This is a genomic window from Zhihengliuella halotolerans (genome assembly GCF_004217565.1).
In the GTDB taxonomy this organism is placed as follows: domain Bacteria; phylum Actinomycetota; class Actinomycetes; order Actinomycetales; family Micrococcaceae; genus Zhihengliuella; species Zhihengliuella halotolerans.
Genome location: NZ_SHLA01000001.1, coordinates 2,591,517 through 2,609,084 on the forward strand (window position 1 = coordinate 2,591,517; position 17,568 = coordinate 2,609,084).

The window sequence follows — 17,568 nt, forward strand, 5'->3', positions numbered from 1 at the left end:
CCGGACCGAAGTCCGGGCCTTTCGTTCATCTGGTGGAGGTAAGGGGATTCGAACCCCTGACCTTCTGCATGCCATGCAGACGCGCTACCAACTGCGCCATACCCCCAGAAGGGTGGTTTCCCGCCGGAGCGGTGAACCGGATAGAAACTATACAGGACCGCCGAACCGCGAACAAAATCGGGCCCGTCCGGGCGCCCATGCCGCCCGGACGGTCCGACCCCGACTCGAAGTTCAGGGCGATCCCCCACATCCATCTGCCAGCATCGCTCACTAGACTTGCCCACATGATGGGGGAAACCACGCCCGAGCACGACCGGGCCACCAGGACGACCGGACGCACAGCAGCGGGCATGGTGTGGCCGCGCATCGCGCTCGTCGCCGTGACCATCACCGGCATCGCGCTGCTCATGTACTTCGTCCAGGGCGCACGCGAGATCGTCGCGCCGATCTTCCTCGGCCTGAACCTCATGATCGTCGCCTACCCCCTGCAGCGGCTCATGGTGGCGCGCGGCGTACCGAGGTATCTGGCCGCAGCGGCGACGCTCGTCGTCGTACTGGTGTTGATCACCGTCTTCTTCGGCGCGACGGGCTGGGCCGTCGGGGAACTGCTACGCGAGCTGCCGGAGTACAACCGGGAGTTCAACGAGCTCTGGGTCGAGATCAGTGCCGGACTGACTCAGCTCGGCATCAGCCAGACCATGATCCTCGACGAGTTCCGGGCCATCGGCGCCGGGAGCATCCTGAGCCTGCTCACCCCGCTGATCACCAACGTCACCGGGGTGCTCGCAGTGCTCGTGACAGTGGTGATGGCGGTGTTCTTCCTCGCGATGGACTCGGCCGGCTTCGGTCGCCGGCTCGACATGCTCCTGCGTGCCCGCCCGTCGACGCACCGGGCGCTGACGAACTTTGCCCACGGCGTGCGCCGCTACTGGGTGGTGACCACGACCTTCGGCCTGATCGTCGCGGCCCTCGATGTGTTCGCGCTCGCGATCATCGATGTCCCGCTGATCTGGGTGTGGGGCGTGCTCGCGTTCCTGACGAACTACATCCCCAACATCGGCTTCGTCATCGGGCTGGTCCCGCCCGCCTTGCTGGCCCTGCTGGACTCCGGCGGCGGGGCGGCCATCGCCGTCGTCATCACCTACTCTGTCCTGAACTTCACAGTCCAGTCGATCATCCAGCCCAAGTTCACCGGCCAGTCCGTGGGCGTGACGCCCATGGTTTCGTTCCTGTCCCTGATGTTCTGGTACTGGGTCCTGGGCTGGCTCGGCGCCCTGCTGGCCCTGCCGGCGACCCTCCTGCTCAAGGCGTTCCTGATCGACGCCGATCCCACGGCCCGCTGGATGAACGCCCTGATCTCTTCTAATCCCGAAGGCGAGGTGCCGGCGGAGATGCTGCCGCCGGCAGCGTCCGCCCCCGAGCCCGGCGGCGCGACGGACGGGGAGGACGACGACGCGGGCGCGGCACCGTCGTCGTCCCCCGCAGCCCCCGTCGAACTCAGGGGTTCCGCAAAGCCGACCGGCGCGCAAGAATAGCGTCAGGGTGCCGCAACGGCTCCTGTTCAACGCTGCGAAAGGCGCCACCATGACGATCGGACTGACCCCCTACCTGCAGTTCCCCGGCCAGGCCAAAGAGGCTCTCGAGTTCTACCACTCCGTGTTCGGCGGCGAGCTCGGCATGATGACCTACGCCGAAGGAATGGGCGAGGCCGCCGGCGATTCGGGCGACAAGATCATGCACGGATCACTGTTTCTGGACCGCGGCATCCACGTCATGGCTTCGGACCTCCCCGAGGGGATGGAGGGCAACGGCTACGGGACCATCTCGCTGAGCAGCAGCGGCGACGACGAGTCCGATTCCTCCCAGCTCGAGGAGTGGTGGGAGAAGCTCTCGGCCGAGTCAGCGGTGACCATTCCACTGGAGACCGCGCCGTGGGGCGACAAGTTCGGTCAGCTCAAGGACCGCTTCGGCGTCGACTGGATGTTCAACGTCAGCGCCGTCGCGAGCTGACGGGTCAGGCCGCGCGAGCGAGCTTCCGGCGGTGCGCCAGGCCCGCAATGAGGGCGAGGACGAGGCCGCCGAAGCCGAGCATTGCACCCACGTACGCCGGCGCCTGGTAGCCCAGGCCGGCGTTGATGACCGCCGCGCCGAGGGCCGCACCCAGGGCGTTCGCGATGTTCAGAGCCGAATGGTTCAAGGACGCCGCGAGCGACTGGGCCTTCGGCGCGGAATCCATGAGCAACGACTGCAGACCCGGCGCGAGCAGCGACCCTACGCCGCCCATGACGAACACGAAGATCAGCGCCAGCCACGGGATCGGCGAGACGAATCCGAAGATCACCATGACGATCGTCAGCGACGCCATCGAGACGTAGAGACTGCCGAAGACCGACCAGTCGGCGAGACGCCCGCCGACGAGGTTGCCCACCACCATGCCCAGGCCGTAGAGCCCCAGGACGAGTGGGACGACCTTGATCGGCAGGCCGGTGACGTCCGTCAGGATCGGGCTGATGTACGCGTAAACCGCGAAGAAGCCGCCGAACCCGACGATGCCGGTGAACAGCGCCAGCCACACGGCGCCGCTCTTGAGCGCCGTGAGTTCGCGGCGGATGCTCGCCTCCGCGTGTGCGGGGTTAAAGGGGACGAACGTGCGGATGGAGACGAAGGTCAGGGCGCCGATCACGGCGACGGCGAGGAACATCGAGCGCCAGCCGAGCTCCTGCCCGAGCCACGTGAACAGCGGGACGCCGATCACGTTCGCCACGGCGAGCCCGAGCATGATCCAGGCGATGGCCCGGCCGCGCTTCGTCGGCGGCACGAGCGTCGCGGCGAGGATCGCCGCCAGCCCGAAGTACGCACCGTGCGGCAGCCCGGAGAGGAACCGTGTGAAGACCATGACCTCGTAGGTCGGCGCGATGAACGAGGAGGCGTTCGCGAGGGTGAAGAACACCATGAGCCAGAGCACCATGGTCCGCTTCGCGACGCGCGCGCCCAGCGCGGTGAGCACGGGAGCGCCGACAACGACGCCGATCGCGTAGGCGGAGATCAGCAGGCCCATGTCCTGGTTGCGCACGCCGAGATCGGCCGCACCCTCCTGGAGCAGGCCCATGATCGTGAATTCGGTGGTGCCGATGCCGAACCCGCCCATGGCGAGCGCGAGCACTGCGAGCAGCAGCTTGCGTCCTTCGAGGAGCGTGGAGACGGCCGGAGCCGTCGAGGCGGTGGTGGTCATCAGGCCTTCCGGGGGAAGTGGGGAGACAATCGGGCGTACGACGACGGCGTCGCCCCCATTGTCTCCCATCCCACCGGAGCCTCGGCGCAGTTGCGGCGAAGAATGACGAAGGTCTCCCAGAGCCTTCCACTCCGCGGACGCAACTGCGCCGAAGACCTACGGGGCGGCGGTGTCGAGGCTCGACAGAACCGCGGCCGTCTCGGTCACACGCGCGAACCCCGCGCCATGCAGGCTAACGGCCGTTGCGCGCATCAACTCTTCGGCACTCAATTTGAGTGGCGAATTCCCAGTCAGCACGGGGCCTTCCAGATCGAACGTCGCGGTCGCGTCAAGTGGAACCGTGACCGAAAAGCCGAGATTTCCGCCCATGCGCGCCGTCGTCTCGACGCAGGCGTTCGTCTGCACGCCTGCGACGACGATCGCGGAGATCCCCCGTTCTCGGAGCCAGGTTGCCAGGTCCGGCGTTCCGAGGAATGCCGAGTTGACCGTTTTGGTCACCAGGACATCTCCTGACAGCGCATCGATCGCCGCTTCGAACCGGTTTCCAGGTCCACCCGAGTACAGCGGCGATTCGGGGTTGCGGCTGTCGTGGCGCACTTTGACCACGGGGAGGCCCCTGTCGTTCCACGCCCGGCCGAGACGGGTGATATTCGCGTAGGCGGTGCCGAGGCCTGACGGGCGCCCCCACCAGGGATCGCGGAACCCCTGCTGGACGTCCACGAGGACTAGTGCTGCGTTCTTCAGATCGAGTTCATCAGTCATGTCCTCAGTACATCTCGCGGTCACGTCGACCAACAGTGGCATGAATGCCATGTACCAGTAGAATCCTGCCATGCGGACGATCCGGACAGCGATCCTGGCCTACGACGGTATGCGGATCTACGATTTCGCCGTCGCGCAGGAGGTGTTCAGCACCCGACCCGAGATGACAGGCGTCGAATTCAGCCCGGTCGTCGTCGCGAGCAAGCCCCTCGTGAGAACGGCCGAGGGCATTACCGTCGCGCGAACCGCGAGTCACGCCGGACACAGCCCCGACATGGTGGTGGTGCCCGGTTCCGAGGAACGACTCGGACAGATTGCCGGAGAGGATCTCGAGTGGGTGCGGAGCCAGGCAGCGCAGGCCGGGACCGCGGTCATCGGGCTCTGCACAGGCGCGTTCGTGCTCGCCGCGGCCGGGCTTCTCCACAGCCGTCGCGCCACGACGCACTGGAGGTTCATGGGCCAACTGGCCCACAGCGCGCCCGGCATCAAGCCCGTGACCAACGCGCTCTACGTCCGCGACGGCAACGTCTGGACATCCGCCGGCGTCACGGCCGGTGTCGATGCCCTGTTGGCCGCAATCGAATCGATCGCCGGTTCGTCGACGACGCAGATCATCGCGCGCTCAATGGTCACGCCACCTCGTCGGCAGGGGAGCCAGGCGCAATTCGCTCCGCGCGAGCGCTCCGCCCCCACGCACCCTTTCGCCGAACTCGCGGATACCGTCCAGGAAGAACTGGACAGGACCTGGACTGTTCATGATCTCGCCGCCGCCTCACACATGTCCGACAGGACGTTCCACCGGCGCTTCAAGGAGGTCATGGGCCGGACACCCGCCAAGTGGGTCACCGAATTGCGCCTTCAGGAGGCGCGGGCCGCGTTGGAGACAACATCCCTGACCGTCGAGACCATCGCTCATCGCGTTGGCTACAGCACGGCCGATCATTTTCGGCAGCAGTTCGCCGCGCAGTTCGGACTCGCACCCAGCGTGTATCGAACCAACATGACGTCGACACCCACGGGGTGAGGACATTTCCCCGGCACCCGCCGTCCACAAGCGCTGGATCCTCCGCGAACGTCCACAGCCGGCGAGCGCGTCCAGATGCACGGAGTGCGGCTTGGCATGATGAGAGGTGCACATCAGCAACGACACTCGGCGAGGAGATCCCATGGCGGTCACGGAAGATATCGGCAACGGGCTCGTCGTCGGCGAGGACGGGCTCTCCCGACCCGCCTGGGCGGCGCACGACGACTTGTTGCGCGAGTACTACGACACCGAATGGGGCCTGCCCGTACGCGACGAGCAGGGCGTCTTCGAGCGGCTGAGCCTGGAGGCCTTCCAGTCGGGGCTCTCCTGGGCCACGATCCTGCGCAAGCGGCCGGCCTTCCGGACGGCGTTCGCGGGCTTCGACCCGGAACGCGTCGCGGCCTTCGGCGAGGCCGACGTGGCGCGCCTGCTAGGCGACGCCGGCATCATCAGGAATCGGGCCAAGATCGACGCCGCGATCCGGAACGCCCGGGCGACGCTCGAGCTCCGGGAGGGGCCGGAGGACCTCGCCGCGTTCGTGTGGTCGTTTCAGCCGGAGGAAACACCGGTACCGCGCACCGCGGCGGAGGTACCGTCGACGTCCCCCGAGTCGAAAGCGCTCGCCAAGGCGCTGAAGAAGAAGGGCTTCGCCTTCGTGGGGCCGACGACGATGTTCGCGCTCATGGAGGCGATCGGGATCGTCGACACGCACGTCGTCGGCAGCCACCGGCGCGGAAGCAGCGGCGTCTGGGCGGACTGACCCCCGCCCCGGCCGGGGGATCGGGGCCGGCGCTCTGCTACTCCGCTTCGGGGTCGGGGATCTCCACCGGTTCGCCCCATTCGAGGAACGTGTCCCGCGTCGTCACGGTCTGCCCCATGGTCGTGCCCGTCGCCTCGGCGTAAACGCCCAGGTAGTCGGGCGTCAGCCAGATCTTGTAGTCGGTCAGCTCTACCCCCAGGACCTCCATCGGACCTGCCGGTTCGAAGAGCCAACCTCGTTCGGCCACTGCGTCGTCGACGGGGACCTCACCCTCCTCGACGATCGTCCAGGTGTCGGCCGCGGCGATGGTCGCCGCGATCATCTCTGGGTGCGACGCGACGCGGACGAGCTCGACAATGGTGCCGGCCATCAGGGCCTGCGGGTCGCTCGACTCCGCATCGCCCTTGATCCACGCACCGGTCTCCGCATCCCGGATCCACCCGTCGTCACCCTTGATGACAACCGCCTGCCCGCCCTCGGCCGACATCTCGAAGTCGGGGTTCCAGCGGAAGCTCACGGTCTGACTCTCGCCGTCGCTTGTCTCGACGCGGTGCACTCCGCTGCCGGCGGCGACCATAGCGGCGCTGATGCATCCTCCCAGTTCCTCGCCGGACGTGGATCCGCCCTCTTCGAGCAGGATGCCACCGCATTCCGGCACGGAGACGTCAGCCTCTTCGTCCTCCCCGGGCGGGGACACGACGCCGGCCGACGCCGAGGACGTCGCACCTCCCGGCGCAGGAGACGAATCCGGCTCATCGTCGCCCGAGCCGCAGCCGGACGCGAGACCGAGGACTGCGATGACAGTGATTAGACGCGCGAGTTTCCCACCCATGACAGAAATACTAAGCCGGATGATCTCAGCGCGGAAGGCTACTCCAGACGCGTGCTGCCGTCATGCTCGACCGCCGTGCGGATGCGCTCGAGGTAGATCTCGCGCATCGGCGGCAGATCGTCGAGCCGGAACCAGCCCGCCGCGGTCGACTCGTCGTCGGCCGGGTACGGCTCGCCGGAGATATACCGGCAGCGGAACGTGTGGTCGAGGTACTGGGCGCGGTCCCCGTTGACGTGGACCACCGGGTCGGTGACGCTCACCCACGCGAGGGCCTCGACCTCGATCTCGACGCCGGTCTCTTCGGCCGCTTCCCGCACGGCTGTGCGCGCGGGATGCTCGCCCGGATCCACGATCCCGGTCACCGGTGTCCACGCGCCGTTGTCGGAGCGGCGCACGAGCAGCACCTCGTCACGGCCGTCGCCCCGCAGGACGACGGCCGTGACTCCAGGGAGCCAGAGCGGGTCGGTGCCGATCCGCTCGCGCAAGCGCAGAATGAAGTCCGGTACAGGCATTCCCTCACCCTACCGGCCGACCCGGCGGCTGCCACTGAGCGCGCAGTCGGTGCTCACCCGTGCGCGGCGCCCTGCTCGATGAGCAGGACTCCCCCGCAGATCATGACGATCCCGATCGTCATCATGAGCGTCAGCGGCTCCTTGAAGATCAGCCGGCTGAGCACGGCCGTCAGCGCCACACCCGTCGCCGCCCACACTCCGTAGGCGATACCCAGCGGCATCGAATGCGCGAGTGCGAGGGTGAGCAGCACGAAGGCGCCAGCGTAGAAGAGGCCGACGCTCAGGTACCACCAGCGGCTGGCGTGCGTCGCCGCGCGCAGGCTCAGGGTCCCGCCGACCTCGAGGACCACCGCGAACGCGAGGAACACCCAAGCCAGCGCCGTCGGGCCGGTCACGGCGTCACCTCGTGGGCACCGTCACCGGGCGGGTGCGTCCGGGTGCGCGGCATCGCCCGCTGATGGCCGAGCTCGACGAGGAGCACCCCGCCGATCACCAGCACGAAGCCGCACGCCATGAGCAGCGTGATGGGTTCGGAGAAGACGACGGCGGCGGCGAGCGCCGTGAGCACCACGCCGGCGGCGCTCCACAAGCCGTAGGCCACCCCGAGGGGCATGCCCGCGCGCAGCACGCGGCCGAGGAGGGCGAAGGCCGCGATGTACCCGGCGGCCACGACCCCGTAGAGCAAGGGCTGTTCGAGCGCACCCTTGAGACAGAGCGTCGCCGTCACCTCGGCGACGACCGCGACGGCCAGCAGGATCCACTTCTTCACGGCCCCAGCCTAGAGGAACCGTTGGGTGCCGGAATCAGCCGCGGCACCCACCGCACGAGGATCACCATGAGGACCAGCTCGACCAGCGTCTGGGTCACGACGGCGAGCGGAGCGAGGTCGTACGCGGCCGGCAGCGCGAGCACCAGCGGCAGCACGACGAGCGAGTTCCGGGTCACGCCCGTGAAGACGATCGCCCGGCGGGCGGCGACGTCGAAGCCGGGCCGGCCGATCCAGCCGGGCGCGCGGCCGAGCAGCAAGCCGGCCGCGAACATGAGCACCCCGAACCCTGCATAGAGCGGGATCAGCCGGGCGAGCCGGGCCAGCTCGAGGCTCACACCGTGGATCTGCGAGGCGACCACCACGGCGAGCGTGAGCATCATGAGCGGGACCATGACCGCGAGCATCGTTCTCGCGCTCCGCCCGGCGGCGCGCCGGACCCGGGGCCCGCCGCGCTCGGCGAGTAGCTGCGTGAGCATCGCGGCGGCCAGTGGCAGCAGGATCAGGTAGAGCAGAGCGTCGACGAAGGGCGCGAGATCGAGGCGGGCGACGACGTCGTGCCCGGCCATGAGCCACAGCAGGCCCGGCAGGGCGACCAGCTGGGCGAGCAGCAGGATGGGCGCCGCGGCGAGCAGCCGGTCCTTCGCGCCGCCGGCGAGCCCGGTGAACACGATGACGTAGTCGACGCACGGGGTGAGCAGGACGAAGAGGACGCCGAGCGTCAGGGCGGCGTCGTCGGCAACGAACCGCGAGAGACCGAAGACCAGCGGCGGAACGAGCGCGAAGTTCAGGGCGAGGATCGCGATCAGGAAGCGCCAGTCGCGCGCGGCGCGGGCGAGGTGGGCGACCGGGATGGACAGGAACGTCGCGTACAGCAGCACGCCGAGCGCGGGATTGATGAGCACGGCCGCAGGCCCGGCGAGCGCGGGGAGGCCGAGGCCGGCGAGCGCGGGGAGGCCGAGGCCGGCGAGCGCGGGGAGGCCGAGGCCGGCGAGCGCGCCGAGCCCGATCGCGGCCAGGTAGAGCCCGACCTGGTGCCGCTCCATGGCGGCGACGAGGCGGGCATGAGTGCTGGCGGGATTCACGCGGCGAGTCTAGCCGCCACGGGCGCGCTCCCCGGTCAGCGGCGGGATCAGCGGGGATACTGGAGCCATGAGTCATTCTTTGAGCGGCCAGCCGATCGTCCTCCTGCACGGATGGCCCGTCACCGAGGCGCACTGGAGGAACCTGTTGCCGCCGCTGCACCGTGCTGGATTCACGCCTGTGCCCATCACGCTGCCCGGTCTCGGCATCCCGCGCGGGAGCGCGCACAGCTTCCGGAAGAGTGAGCTCGCGGACTGGTTGCGCGAGGAGCTCGCTGACCGCGGAATCGAACGTTTCGCCGTCATGGGCCACGATTGGGGAGGAACCGTCGCGGCTCTCCTGGCCGCCATGATGCCGTCGGCAGTGACGGCGCTCGTCATCGAGGAAGAAGTTCTTCCCGGCATCACCGTAGACATTCCGGCACCCGGCGATCAGCACTACCCTTCGTGGCACGGCCCCTTCAATCGCGTGGTCGGTGTCGCCGAGGAACTCGTACCGGGGCGCGAGGCTTCGTACTACGGCCCCTTCCTCCAGCAGAGCGCCGGGCCCGCGGGCCTAGATCCGGATGCGGTGCAGTCCTATGTCGAGGCCTACGCGGCAGCCGGTGTCCTCGAGGCTGGGCTCGGCTACTACCGCACCCGAGCGGCCGACATCGCCGACGTCGAACGAATTCAGAAGAACCCGATCCAGACGCCGGTGCTCGCGATCGGCGGGCGTTACGCCATGGGCCCCGCGGTCGCGGAGGGCCTCCGCCCGGTAGCAACCGACGTCCTCGAAGCCGTCCTGGAACAATCCGGTCATTACCCGGCCGAGCAAGAACCCGAAGCGGCTGCCAGTGTCATCGTCGAATTCCTCCAACAACACCATCGGCAGCCAGCGCTCAACAGGGCCCAGCCCGCATAGCGGTTGAGGCCCAGCGACAGCCTCGCATCGACTGGAGACACAAGAAAACCCCCCGGGCCGATGGCCCGGGGGTTTCCAGTGACTTGTCTCGGGACTGATGTCCCGACTCATCACCATTGTGGAGCTTAGGGGAATCGAACCCCTGACCTTTTCATTGCGAACGAAACGCTCTACCAACTGAGCTAAAGCCCCGCGGCCCGAGAACGAGCCAGTGCACGCTAGATTAGCGCCGGAGCGGCCTCCGCCACAAATCGGCGCCCTCGCGGCCTACGCCGAATCCTGCTTCTCTTCGGCCACGTGCTCGGCGCGGTACTGCTCCGCCGCCGCCCTCGCAGCCTCCCGCTGGCGGTCGATGTACTTCTCGAAGTCCTCGCGCTCGACGCGCCACATGCCCCGGCCGCCGACCTGGATGGCCGGAAGCTCGCCGGTCTTCACCAGGTTCCGCACCAGGGAGAGTTTGACGTCCAACTCGTCCGCAACATCGTCAAGCCGCATGAATCTCATGAATAAGAATTTACCGCCCCCAAACGGCATCATCCAGCGGTTCGGCCGGATTGTGGAAAACTCGCCTGCAACGTCGCGCATACGCAACACATTCGGCGTATCGCACCCCCACGATCTAGCGTGGGAACCACCCCAGCCCAAGGACGGTCATGACTTCAGCGAGCCATCAACTCGACGCGACGGACAAGCGCATCCTGATTGCGCTCGACGACGATCCGCGTGTCCCCATCATGATGCTCGCCCAGCAGCTCGGCCTGGCCCGCGGCACCGTCCAGTCGCGCCTCGAGAAGCTCACCGCGGCCGGCGTGCTGCAGGCCAACAGCATCCGCGTCACGCCCACCGCCCTCGGCTACACCGTCGCCGCCTCGGTGGACGCGCAGGTCGAGCAGTCTCGGCTCCTCGACGCCGTCGCGGCCCTGCAGGACATCCCCGAAGTCCTCGAGTGCCTGGCCCCCGCGGGCGACACCGACCTCCGCCTCCGCGTCACCGCCAAGGACACCGACCACCTCTACCGGGTCAGCGAGAAGATCCGCCTCTGCCCGGGCATCACGCGCACGTCGACGACGCTCTTCCTGCGCCAGCTCATCCCCTACCGGACCACGGGCCTGCTGACGGAGTAATCAGTACCCGCCGCCCGGCAGCATGACAGACCGCAGAACCTCGGGGTCCACGTTGGAAGCCGCCCACCACGCCATCGCCGAGCACGCGGCGATCGTCAGGACCGTCCAGAGCACAGCGATCTTCGCGAGATAGCGGGCCTCGGCGCGTTGCTCCCCGGTCCGCCCGGCGCGGAAGTCCCCCCACGGCAGCGGCCGCCCGCTCAGCCGGCGGCAGCACGGACGGTACGACGGCGTCGAGGCGGTTGGGTGCCGAATCCCGCCCGCCGCCGCGCAGCACGGCGACGGTCACGCCCAGCCGGCGGTCCTGTCGGAACCGCGTCACCGCGTCCCCGTGGCGGGCCAGCAGGATGTCCTCCCCCAGCGGCGCGCCCTGCGGGCTCGTCCGGGGCAGCCACGTGCGGGCGCCCTCCAGTGCGGTGCGGAAGCGGGCAGAGGTGTTCATGCTGCCAGCGTAGGGGCGCGAAGGCGCGGCTCTCCAGCGTTCGTCGCCAACCTCACCTGAGCAGTTCTTTGAGCATGTTGAGGTGCGCGCGAGTGAGGGCGGCGGCCGCTTCTGCGTCGCGCGAGGCGATCGCCTCATAGATGAGCTCGTGAGTGTCGTGGTCCGCTTGATCTCCGTGATGGCCGCGAAGGCGAAGCATGTCGCTCATGGCCTGACGGCTGCGGGATTCGAAGCCGTCGAACAGCTCGAGGAGGACCGGGCTGTGCGCTGCGACGATGATGCAGCGGTGAAACGCCATGTCGGTCTCAACGTACTCGCCGATGTCCGACCGGTGCTGCTCGCGATCGTCCAGCGCTCTTCGGAGGTCGTTGAGTTCGACCGCCGTGCGGCGTCGGGCAGCAAGCGCGGCGGCTTCGACTTCGATCGCCGTCCGCGCCTCGATGACCGCAACGACGTCAGCACGCGCAAGGACGGCCTCCCAGCTCGCAGGGGTATCAGTAGCAGTGACGAACACGCCAGCCCCTTGGCGAGTGGTGAGGACGCCACGGCCCGCGAGAATGCGGATCGCTTCTCGGGCCGTGGACCTGCCGACGCCGAGCTGCGGGGCGAGAGTCGTCTCACCAGGCAGCTTCCCGCCGATCTCCCATTCCCCGTCCCGGATACGCGAGAGAAGGAGCTCGGCGGCCTGCTCGGCAAGGGATTCGCGGCGCACAATCGTCATAAGGGCATTCTCCCATCGATTCAACTCCTCTACTTGTCTGAGAAGTTGTGGTAGATTGACCGCGTGTTCATCTCTTGGTTCTCTCTCCTTCGCTGCCACGGCGGGGCATGGCCAGACCGGCTCCCCGACGTGGAGCCGATCGATGCGCCGGTCGATTCGATGTGAACGACCCGGACAGGAACCAGACCATGACCAGCAGCACCTTCCCGACCCTTTCGACACCTGCAGGACCGATCCCGGCTACTGCGCCCGGATGGGACCGGCAACGGCACTCGCAGATGCCCTCACATCGCTACCGGGATGCATACTCGCGGGTCCCGGTGCCGCTCACCGTCCGCGATTGGCCGAGCAACCAGTTGGCCCATGCGCCGCTGTGGGTGCCGGTTGATCTGCGTGACGGGAACCAGGCTCTGGCCGAGCCGATGGATCCTGCGCGGAAGCGGCGCTTCTTCGAGCTGATGGTCGCGATGGGTTACAAGGAGATCGAGGTCGGCTACCCGTCTGCCTCGCAGACCGACTACGACTTCGTCCGTCTGATCGCCGAGACCGAAATCGCACCCGAGGACGTGACGATCGTGGTGTTCACCCCGGCGCGGCGCGAGTTGATCCAGCGCACCGTGGAGTCCGTCCGCGGCATCCGCAACCACGTAGTGATCCACATGTACACCGCCACCGCGCCGACTTGGCGCGATGTCGTCCTCGGGCAGGACCGAGACGGATTGAAGGAACTCATCCTGGGCGGGGGCCGCGACGTGCTCGAATTCGCCGGACACCTGCCGAATGTGCGGTTCGAGTTCAGTCCGGAAGTATTCAACCTCACCGAGCCCGACTACGCGCTCGAGGTCTGCGACGCCATGACCGAGTTGTGGGAGGCGACCCCAGAACGGCCGGTCATCCTCAACCTGCCGGCCACCGTCGAGATCGCGACGCCGAACGTGTATGCCGATCAGATCGAGTACATGCACAAGCACCTTGCCCGCCGCGAGGCCGTGATCCTCTCGGTGCATCCGCACAACGATCGCGGGACCGGCGTCGCCTGCGCCGAGCTCGCTGTTCTCGCCGGCGCGCAGCGCGTTGAGGGCTGCATTTTCGGCAATGGAGAACGAACCGGGAACGTCGATCTCGCCACCCTTGCGCTGAACCTGCACTCGCAGGGCGTCGACCCGATGATCGACTTCTCCGACATCGACGAGATCCGCCGCACCGTCGAGCACTGCAACCGCATCGAGATCCACCCGCGCCACCCCTACGTCGGAGACCTCGTGCACACTGCTTTCTCCGGCACGCATCAGGATGCGATCAAGAAAGGCTTCGCCGAGCACCGCCTCCGTGCCATCGCAGAAGCCCCATCCGCACGGGAGGTCGAGTGGAAGGTGCCGTACCTGCCGATCGACCCCGCCGACATCGGGCGCAGCTACGACGCCGTCATCCGCGTCAACTCCCAATCCGGAAAGGCCGGCATCGCCTATCTGTTGAAGGCCAAGTACGGAATCGAACTGCCCCGCCGCCTCCAGATCGATTTCGCCCGCCACATCCAGCAGCACACGGACGAAACCGGTAGTGAAGTCACCGCCGACCAGCTCTGGGACATCTTCCACGGCGCATACCTCGCCGCACCGGCTCAGGCCCCCGTCGACCTCGTCGACTGCACCACGACCGGTCAGAGCACGACGATCACCATCCGCGCGAACGGAAGCGAGAAAGCCACCACACACGACGGCATCGGTCCTGTCGAAGCACTCACCGCAGCCCTCTCACACATCGGTTTTGCGATCGACATCCTGAGCCTCCACCAGACGAGCACCGGTACCGGGAGCGACAGCGAGGCGATCACGCTGATCGAGTACCGCCACCGTCAACGCACCGGATGGGTTGCCGGGAAGAACCGGTCCGTGCTCACCGCGTCCCTCATCGCCGTGATGAACGCAGCAACGGTCGAGACAGGAGCTCGCACCCGGTGAGCAACGATCTATTGGGCCCTCGCTCCCGGAGCCTGTCCGGGCAGGGGCGTGCCCCCTAGTTGGCGACGAAGTGCCAGATGACCCCGATGACCCAGAGCGACGTCGCCAGCGCGGCGCACCCGAACTCGATGAGGATGCCGATCCCGGTGGCCTTCAGTGCCGACGCCGAGGACCTCAGCGCGGCCTTGAAGTCCTTGCGCCGGAGCATCTCCGCACCCAGCAGGCCCGCGCCGAAGCCGACGAACAAGCCGACCACGGGGATCACGAACATTCCCACCACCGCGGCGACCAGCGCCACAAGAATCGACCCGTGCGGGATCTGCTGCTGCTTGAGGTTCCGTCCGGTCAGCACGGCTGAGGCGGACCAGCCGACGGCGACGAACACCATCGCGATGGCACCCATCGTCCACGAGGCGGTCGAACCGAGGATCCAGGCCCACGCGAGCAGCGTCCCCAGGGCGAGCCAGCTGCCCGGCAGGATCGGGTAGACGGTTCCCAGTGTGGCGACGAGAAGCAGGAGCCCGGCGACGATGGTCGCGATGATCGTGATGTCCATGGCATCAGTGTCCCATCACGACGACGGTGCGCGCCGAGCGTTCGGCGCGCACCGTCGTCGTGCTGTGGCTGCGGTGCGGCGACCTACAGGGTCGCCGCCATCTCGGCGTGCATCCTCTCGGCAGCCTCGGCCGGGCTCAACCGCCCGAACAGGACCTCGAGGTCGTAGCGGAAGTGCAGATTCTGGTAGTCGGAGACTCCCTGCGGCGGGATCGGGATCGGGGCCCCGAGATCCGCTTCGACCTCGGTGATGTAGTCGGCGACCTGCTTCTCCTCCGGCGTCAGGTCGTCGCGGATGTGCTCGAGTGCCGTCTGATTGGCCAGCATGCCGCGCTCAGTGGCGCCGATCTCGGCTGCTTCGGTCGAGTTCACGAGGAAGTCAATGAACTTCTTGGCCTCCTCCGGGTGCTCCGTGCGGGAGGACGCGGAGAAGAACATCGAAGTCTTGTACCAGAGCTGACCCTCGGCGGCGTCGCCGGCGACGGACGGCGGCCGCAGGATCTCGAACTCGTCTCCGGAGGCCGCCTGAACGGCGGTCATCTGCGTGCTCCACCACGGGGCCATCGCCACTTTGTTGGTCGCGGTCAGCGTCTGGTCCAGGGACGGGAGTTGATCTTCGGCGATCACGGAGGCGGACGGGAGCGCGCCGGAATCGGCAAGCCCCTTGTACATCTCGAAATACCCCTCGGCGTCGGCCGGCTCCCAGCCGAGTTGGCCGTCGGGCGTCAGGAACTCCTTGCCGTTCTGGCGCAGGAAGAGCTCGAGCGTCATCGTCGCCGGCAGGCTCGTCAGACCGTAGGCGTCGGACTTCTCCTGGAACTCGAGCGACTTCGCTTCGAAATCCTCCCAGGTCCACGTCGAGTCGTCGGGCAGCTCGACTCCGGCTTCCTCGAACATCGTCTTGTTCGCCAGCACCGACAGCGCGGTGAGCCCGTGCGGGACACCCCAGACGCCGTCGTCCGTGGCCCCGGCGACGCGCAGGTCCTCGGGCATGTCCGACATGTCGACGTCTCTCAGGTCCAGCAGCACGCCATTCTCTGCGTACTCGCGGATGTAGAGCAGGTCCATCTGCATGACGTCCGGCGCCTTGCCGGCGGCGGTCTGGGTGGCCAACTTGTCCCAGTAGCCGCCCCAGTCCCCGTATTCGGTGTCGATGGTGATGCCGGGGTTCTGCTCCTCGAAGATGTCGATCATCTCCTGGGTCTTCTGATGGCGCGTGTCGGAGCCCCACCAGGCGAAGGTCAGAGTGACCTCGCCGTCGTCGGGCGCATCACCGCCGCCGGAACAGGCCGTCAGGGCAAGGCCCGCCGCGGCGAGCACCGCGGCAGCGCGGAGTGGGAAGGTGTGTTTCATGACGGCTCCTCGATGAGATTGGACCGCCGGAAAGAAAGCGCATTCCCGACTGTAGACGTGACTCGCATCACACGTCAAGCGATCCGGCCGCACAGCATCGACGAAGCACCCCCGCGGACCGGGCGATGGCCGAGCGGATCCACGACATGGTCACGGAGGCGGCACCGGATCTAACTCCGAAGCTCGGGTACGGCCAGCCGGCCTGATACCGGGACGGCGCGGCGCCCTGCTTCTTCCGCAGCAGCCACGACGACCAGGAGCGCTACTCGACGTTCGGATTCGGTGTCGCCGCCCTCGGCGAACCGGGCGGCATGTGGCCGACATCGTGGGCGATCACGGAGGTCACCGACGAGACCGCCGAAACGATCCGTTCGCTCGTCACCCGCGCGGCCAGATAGGGCGGGCTACCGGCCCCGGGCGGGCGCGGCCCCAGCGCTTTCGCGCCAGACGAGCCGGTTGATCTGAGCACCCGAATCGGCCGCCTTCTCGCCGCGCACGAGGGCGACGAGCCGTTGCATCGCCACCCGCCCCTGGGCCTCCCGATCGACAACCACCGTGGAGAGCGAAGGCGTGGAGTAGCGCCCCATCTCCTGGTCGTCCCAGCCGACGATGCTGACGTCTCCGGGGACGGAGAGTCCGCGCTCACCCAGCGCCCGGACGGCGCCCATGGCGACGAGGTCGTTGGCGGCGATGACCGCAGTGAAGTCCACGTCCGCGGGAAGCTGCGCGACGCCGTCGTACCCGGAGTCCGCGCTCCACGTACCCGGCACGACGCCGGCGCTGGTCAGGCCGGGATAGTCCGGCCCCAGCCGCTCGATGGTCTCGAGGAACACGGCGCGGCGGGCGCGCGCCGAGGCCCACTGCTGCGGGCCCGCGAGATGCAGGAAACGGCGGTGCCCGAGCCCGGCCAGGTGGGCGATCGCCTCGGCCACGGGGCTGGCGTCCGCCAGCTGGCCGACGCCGCGCAGCTGATCGTCGAAGTCGCCGAAGAGCACGAACGCGCCGCGGTCGCGACTGCTGGGCACGCCACCGTCGGGCAGGTCGCCGAGAAACAGGACTCCCTCGCTGCGGCCGGATTCGAGCAGTTCCGCGGCCCGTTCGGCACGTTCGCGGGAGCCTCCGGCGACGACGGCGACCTCCATGAAGTAGCCGTGATCGTGCGCGACCTCGGCCGCGGCCGCGAGCACCGGCGTCGGAAACGCCGTGACCGGACTCGGCAACATCGCCGTCAGCACGCCGGAGCGGCCCGTGCGGAGGGAGCGGGCGGTCTGGTCGACCCGGTAACCGAGCGCATCGACGGCTTCGCGGAGCCGTTCAATCGTCGCGGGCTTCATGCCCGGATCACCCCGCAGGAAGCGCGAGACCGTCTGATGCGAGACGCCCGCCCGCTCCGCCACCTGGCGCACGGTGGGACGCTTCCCGACCCGCGTGCGCGGCATCGCCTCCGCCATCGACTCCTCCTCCCGCTCGCCTCGGTTCGGCCCCGGAGCCGCGCCGAGTGGTGGAGAACTTCGGCCCACCGACCCGTTGACAGAGAT

20 protein-coding genes and 2 tRNA genes are annotated in these 17,568 nt (G+C 68.0%); 7 read left to right on the top strand and 15 right to left on the bottom strand.

From position 1 onward, the window contains the following. Nucleotides 1-30 precede the first annotated feature (30 nt). Nucleotides 31-106, bottom strand: a tRNA-Ala gene (locus EV380_RS11745). Between the two features lie 178 nt (nt 107-284). Here EV380_RS11745 and EV380_RS11750 point away from each other — a divergent pair. Then, nucleotides 285-1,535, top strand: a complete 1,251-nt coding sequence (locus EV380_RS11750; protein ID WP_130451300.1) for an AI-2E family transporter — start codon at nt 285-287, stop codon at nt 1,533-1,535. A gap of 49 nt (nt 1,536-1,584) precedes the next feature. Continuing rightward, complete coding sequence (locus tag EV380_RS11755; RefSeq protein ID WP_130451301.1) at nt 1,585-2,010, top strand: VOC family protein; 426 nt, start codon at nt 1,585-1,587, stop codon at nt 2,008-2,010. A 4-nt stretch (nt 2,011-2,014) separates the two neighbouring features. Here EV380_RS11755 and EV380_RS11760 read toward each other — a convergent pair whose 3' ends face one another. Continuing rightward, complete coding sequence (locus tag EV380_RS11760; RefSeq protein ID WP_102159610.1) at nt 2,015-3,232, bottom strand: MFS transporter; 1,218 nt, start codon at nt 3,230-3,232, stop codon at nt 2,015-2,017. Between the two features lie 156 nt (nt 3,233-3,388). Continuing rightward, on the bottom strand, nt 3,389-4,018 hold the full coding sequence (locus EV380_RS11765) for a cysteine hydrolase family protein (RefSeq protein WP_242607736.1): 630 nt from the start codon (nt 4,016-4,018) through the stop codon (nt 3,389-3,391). 46 nt (nt 4,019-4,064) lie between these two features. Between EV380_RS11765 and EV380_RS11770 the strand changes: the two genes are divergently transcribed. Next, complete coding sequence (locus tag EV380_RS11770; RefSeq protein WP_130451302.1) at nt 4,065-5,018, top strand: GlxA family transcriptional regulator; 954 nt, start codon at nt 4,065-4,067, stop codon at nt 5,016-5,018. Nucleotides 5,019-5,160: 142 nt separating this feature from the next. Next, the gene (locus tag EV380_RS11775) at nt 5,161-5,778 is read left to right on the top strand and encodes a DNA-3-methyladenine glycosylase I (RefSeq protein ID WP_130451303.1); all 618 of its coding nucleotides are present in this window, start codon (nt 5,161-5,163) and stop codon (nt 5,776-5,778) included. A gap of 37 nt (nt 5,779-5,815) precedes the next feature. Here EV380_RS11775 and EV380_RS11780 read toward each other — a convergent pair whose 3' ends face one another. From EV380_RS11780 to EV380_RS11800, 5 genes are read right to left on the bottom strand one after another with little or no spacing between them, the layout of a single operon-like run. After that, a complete protein-coding gene (locus EV380_RS11780) occupies nt 5,816-6,610 on the bottom strand; it encodes a hypothetical protein (RefSeq protein WP_130451304.1) in 795 nt (264 codons plus the stop codon). 38 nt (nt 6,611-6,648) lie between these two features. Further along, nucleotides 6,649-7,122 carry an NUDIX hydrolase gene (locus EV380_RS11785; protein ID WP_130451305.1) on the bottom strand — a complete coding sequence of 158 codons (474 nt, stop codon included), beginning with the start codon at nt 7,120-7,122 and terminating at the stop codon, nt 6,649-6,651. Between the two features lie 53 nt (nt 7,123-7,175). Next, nucleotides 7,176-7,499, bottom strand: a complete 324-nt coding sequence (locus EV380_RS11790; protein ID WP_130452218.1) for a DMT family transporter — start codon at nt 7,497-7,499, stop codon at nt 7,176-7,178. Between the two features lie 14 nt (nt 7,500-7,513). Then, entirely contained in the window at nt 7,514-7,891 is a 378-nt protein-coding gene (locus tag EV380_RS11795) for a DMT family transporter (protein WP_130451306.1), read from the bottom strand. After that, nucleotides 7,888-8,934 (bottom strand): arsenic resistance protein, encoded by a 1,047-nt coding sequence (locus EV380_RS11800; protein ID WP_130452219.1) that lies wholly within the window; start codon nt 8,932-8,934, stop codon nt 7,888-7,890. Before EV380_RS11800 ends, EV380_RS11795 begins: the two co-directional genes overlap by 4 nt. 106 nt (nt 8,935-9,040) lie before the next feature. On the opposite strand from EV380_RS11800, the gene EV380_RS11805 reads away from it, so the two are divergent. Further along, nucleotides 9,041-9,874, top strand: coding sequence for an alpha/beta fold hydrolase (locus EV380_RS11805; RefSeq protein WP_130451307.1), 834 nt, complete (start codon nt 9,041-9,043; stop codon nt 9,872-9,874). Nucleotides 9,875-9,993: 119 nt separating this feature from the next. On the opposite strand, the gene EV380_RS11810 is transcribed toward EV380_RS11805, so the two are convergent. Together EV380_RS11810 and EV380_RS11815 are read right to left on the bottom strand one after the other, a co-directional pair. Then, nucleotides 9,994-10,066: transfer RNA gene (locus EV380_RS11810), tRNA-Ala, on the bottom strand. Nucleotides 10,067-10,141: 75 nt separating this feature from the next. Beyond that, the gene (locus tag EV380_RS11815; protein WP_242607601.1) at nt 10,142-10,378 is read right to left on the bottom strand and encodes a helix-turn-helix domain-containing protein; all 237 of its coding nucleotides are present in this window, start codon (nt 10,376-10,378) and stop codon (nt 10,142-10,144) included. A 149-nt stretch (nt 10,379-10,527) separates the two neighbouring features. Here EV380_RS11815 and EV380_RS11820 point away from each other — a divergent pair, with 149 nt between their 5' ends. Further along, nucleotides 10,528-10,998 (top strand): Lrp/AsnC family transcriptional regulator, encoded by a 471-nt coding sequence (locus EV380_RS11820; protein WP_102159601.1) that lies wholly within the window; start codon nt 10,528-10,530, stop codon nt 10,996-10,998. Here the strand turns inward: EV380_RS11820 and EV380_RS11825 are convergent. After that, nucleotides 10,961-11,440 carry a hypothetical protein gene (locus EV380_RS11825; protein ID WP_130451308.1) on the bottom strand — a complete coding sequence of 160 codons (480 nt, stop codon included), beginning with the start codon at nt 11,438-11,440 and terminating at the stop codon, nt 10,961-10,963. The two genes, EV380_RS11820 and EV380_RS11825, sit on opposite strands and share 38 nt — an antisense overlap. 52 nt (nt 11,441-11,492) lie before the next feature. Beyond that, the gene (locus EV380_RS11830; protein WP_130451309.1) at nt 11,493-12,161 is read right to left on the bottom strand and encodes a FadR/GntR family transcriptional regulator; all 669 of its coding nucleotides are present in this window, start codon (nt 12,159-12,161) and stop codon (nt 11,493-11,495) included. Nucleotides 12,162-12,349: 188 nt separating this feature from the next. On the opposite strand from EV380_RS11830, the gene EV380_RS11835 reads away from it, so the two are divergent. Further along, nucleotides 12,350-14,122: a 2-isopropylmalate synthase gene (locus EV380_RS11835; protein ID WP_130451310.1), complete on the top strand. Its 1,773-nt coding sequence runs from the start codon at nt 12,350-12,352 to the stop codon at nt 14,120-14,122. Between the two features lie 55 nt (nt 14,123-14,177). Here the strand turns inward: EV380_RS11835 and EV380_RS11840 are convergent, their stop codons facing one another. The 3 genes from EV380_RS11840 to EV380_RS11855 form a co-directional block, all read right to left on the bottom strand. Next, on the bottom strand, nt 14,178-14,678 hold the full coding sequence (locus EV380_RS11840; RefSeq protein WP_130451311.1) for a DUF456 domain-containing protein: 501 nt from the start codon (nt 14,676-14,678) through the stop codon (nt 14,178-14,180). A gap of 83 nt (nt 14,679-14,761) precedes the next feature. Next, complete coding sequence (locus EV380_RS11845) at nt 14,762-16,030, bottom strand: ABC transporter substrate-binding protein (RefSeq protein WP_130451312.1); 1,269 nt, start codon at nt 16,028-16,030, stop codon at nt 14,762-14,764. 404 nt (nt 16,031-16,434) lie between these two features. After that, entirely contained in the window at nt 16,435-17,481 is a 1,047-nt protein-coding gene (locus EV380_RS11855) for a LacI family DNA-binding transcriptional regulator (RefSeq protein WP_242607602.1), read from the bottom strand. Between the last annotated feature and the right edge of the window lie 87 nt (nt 17,482-17,568).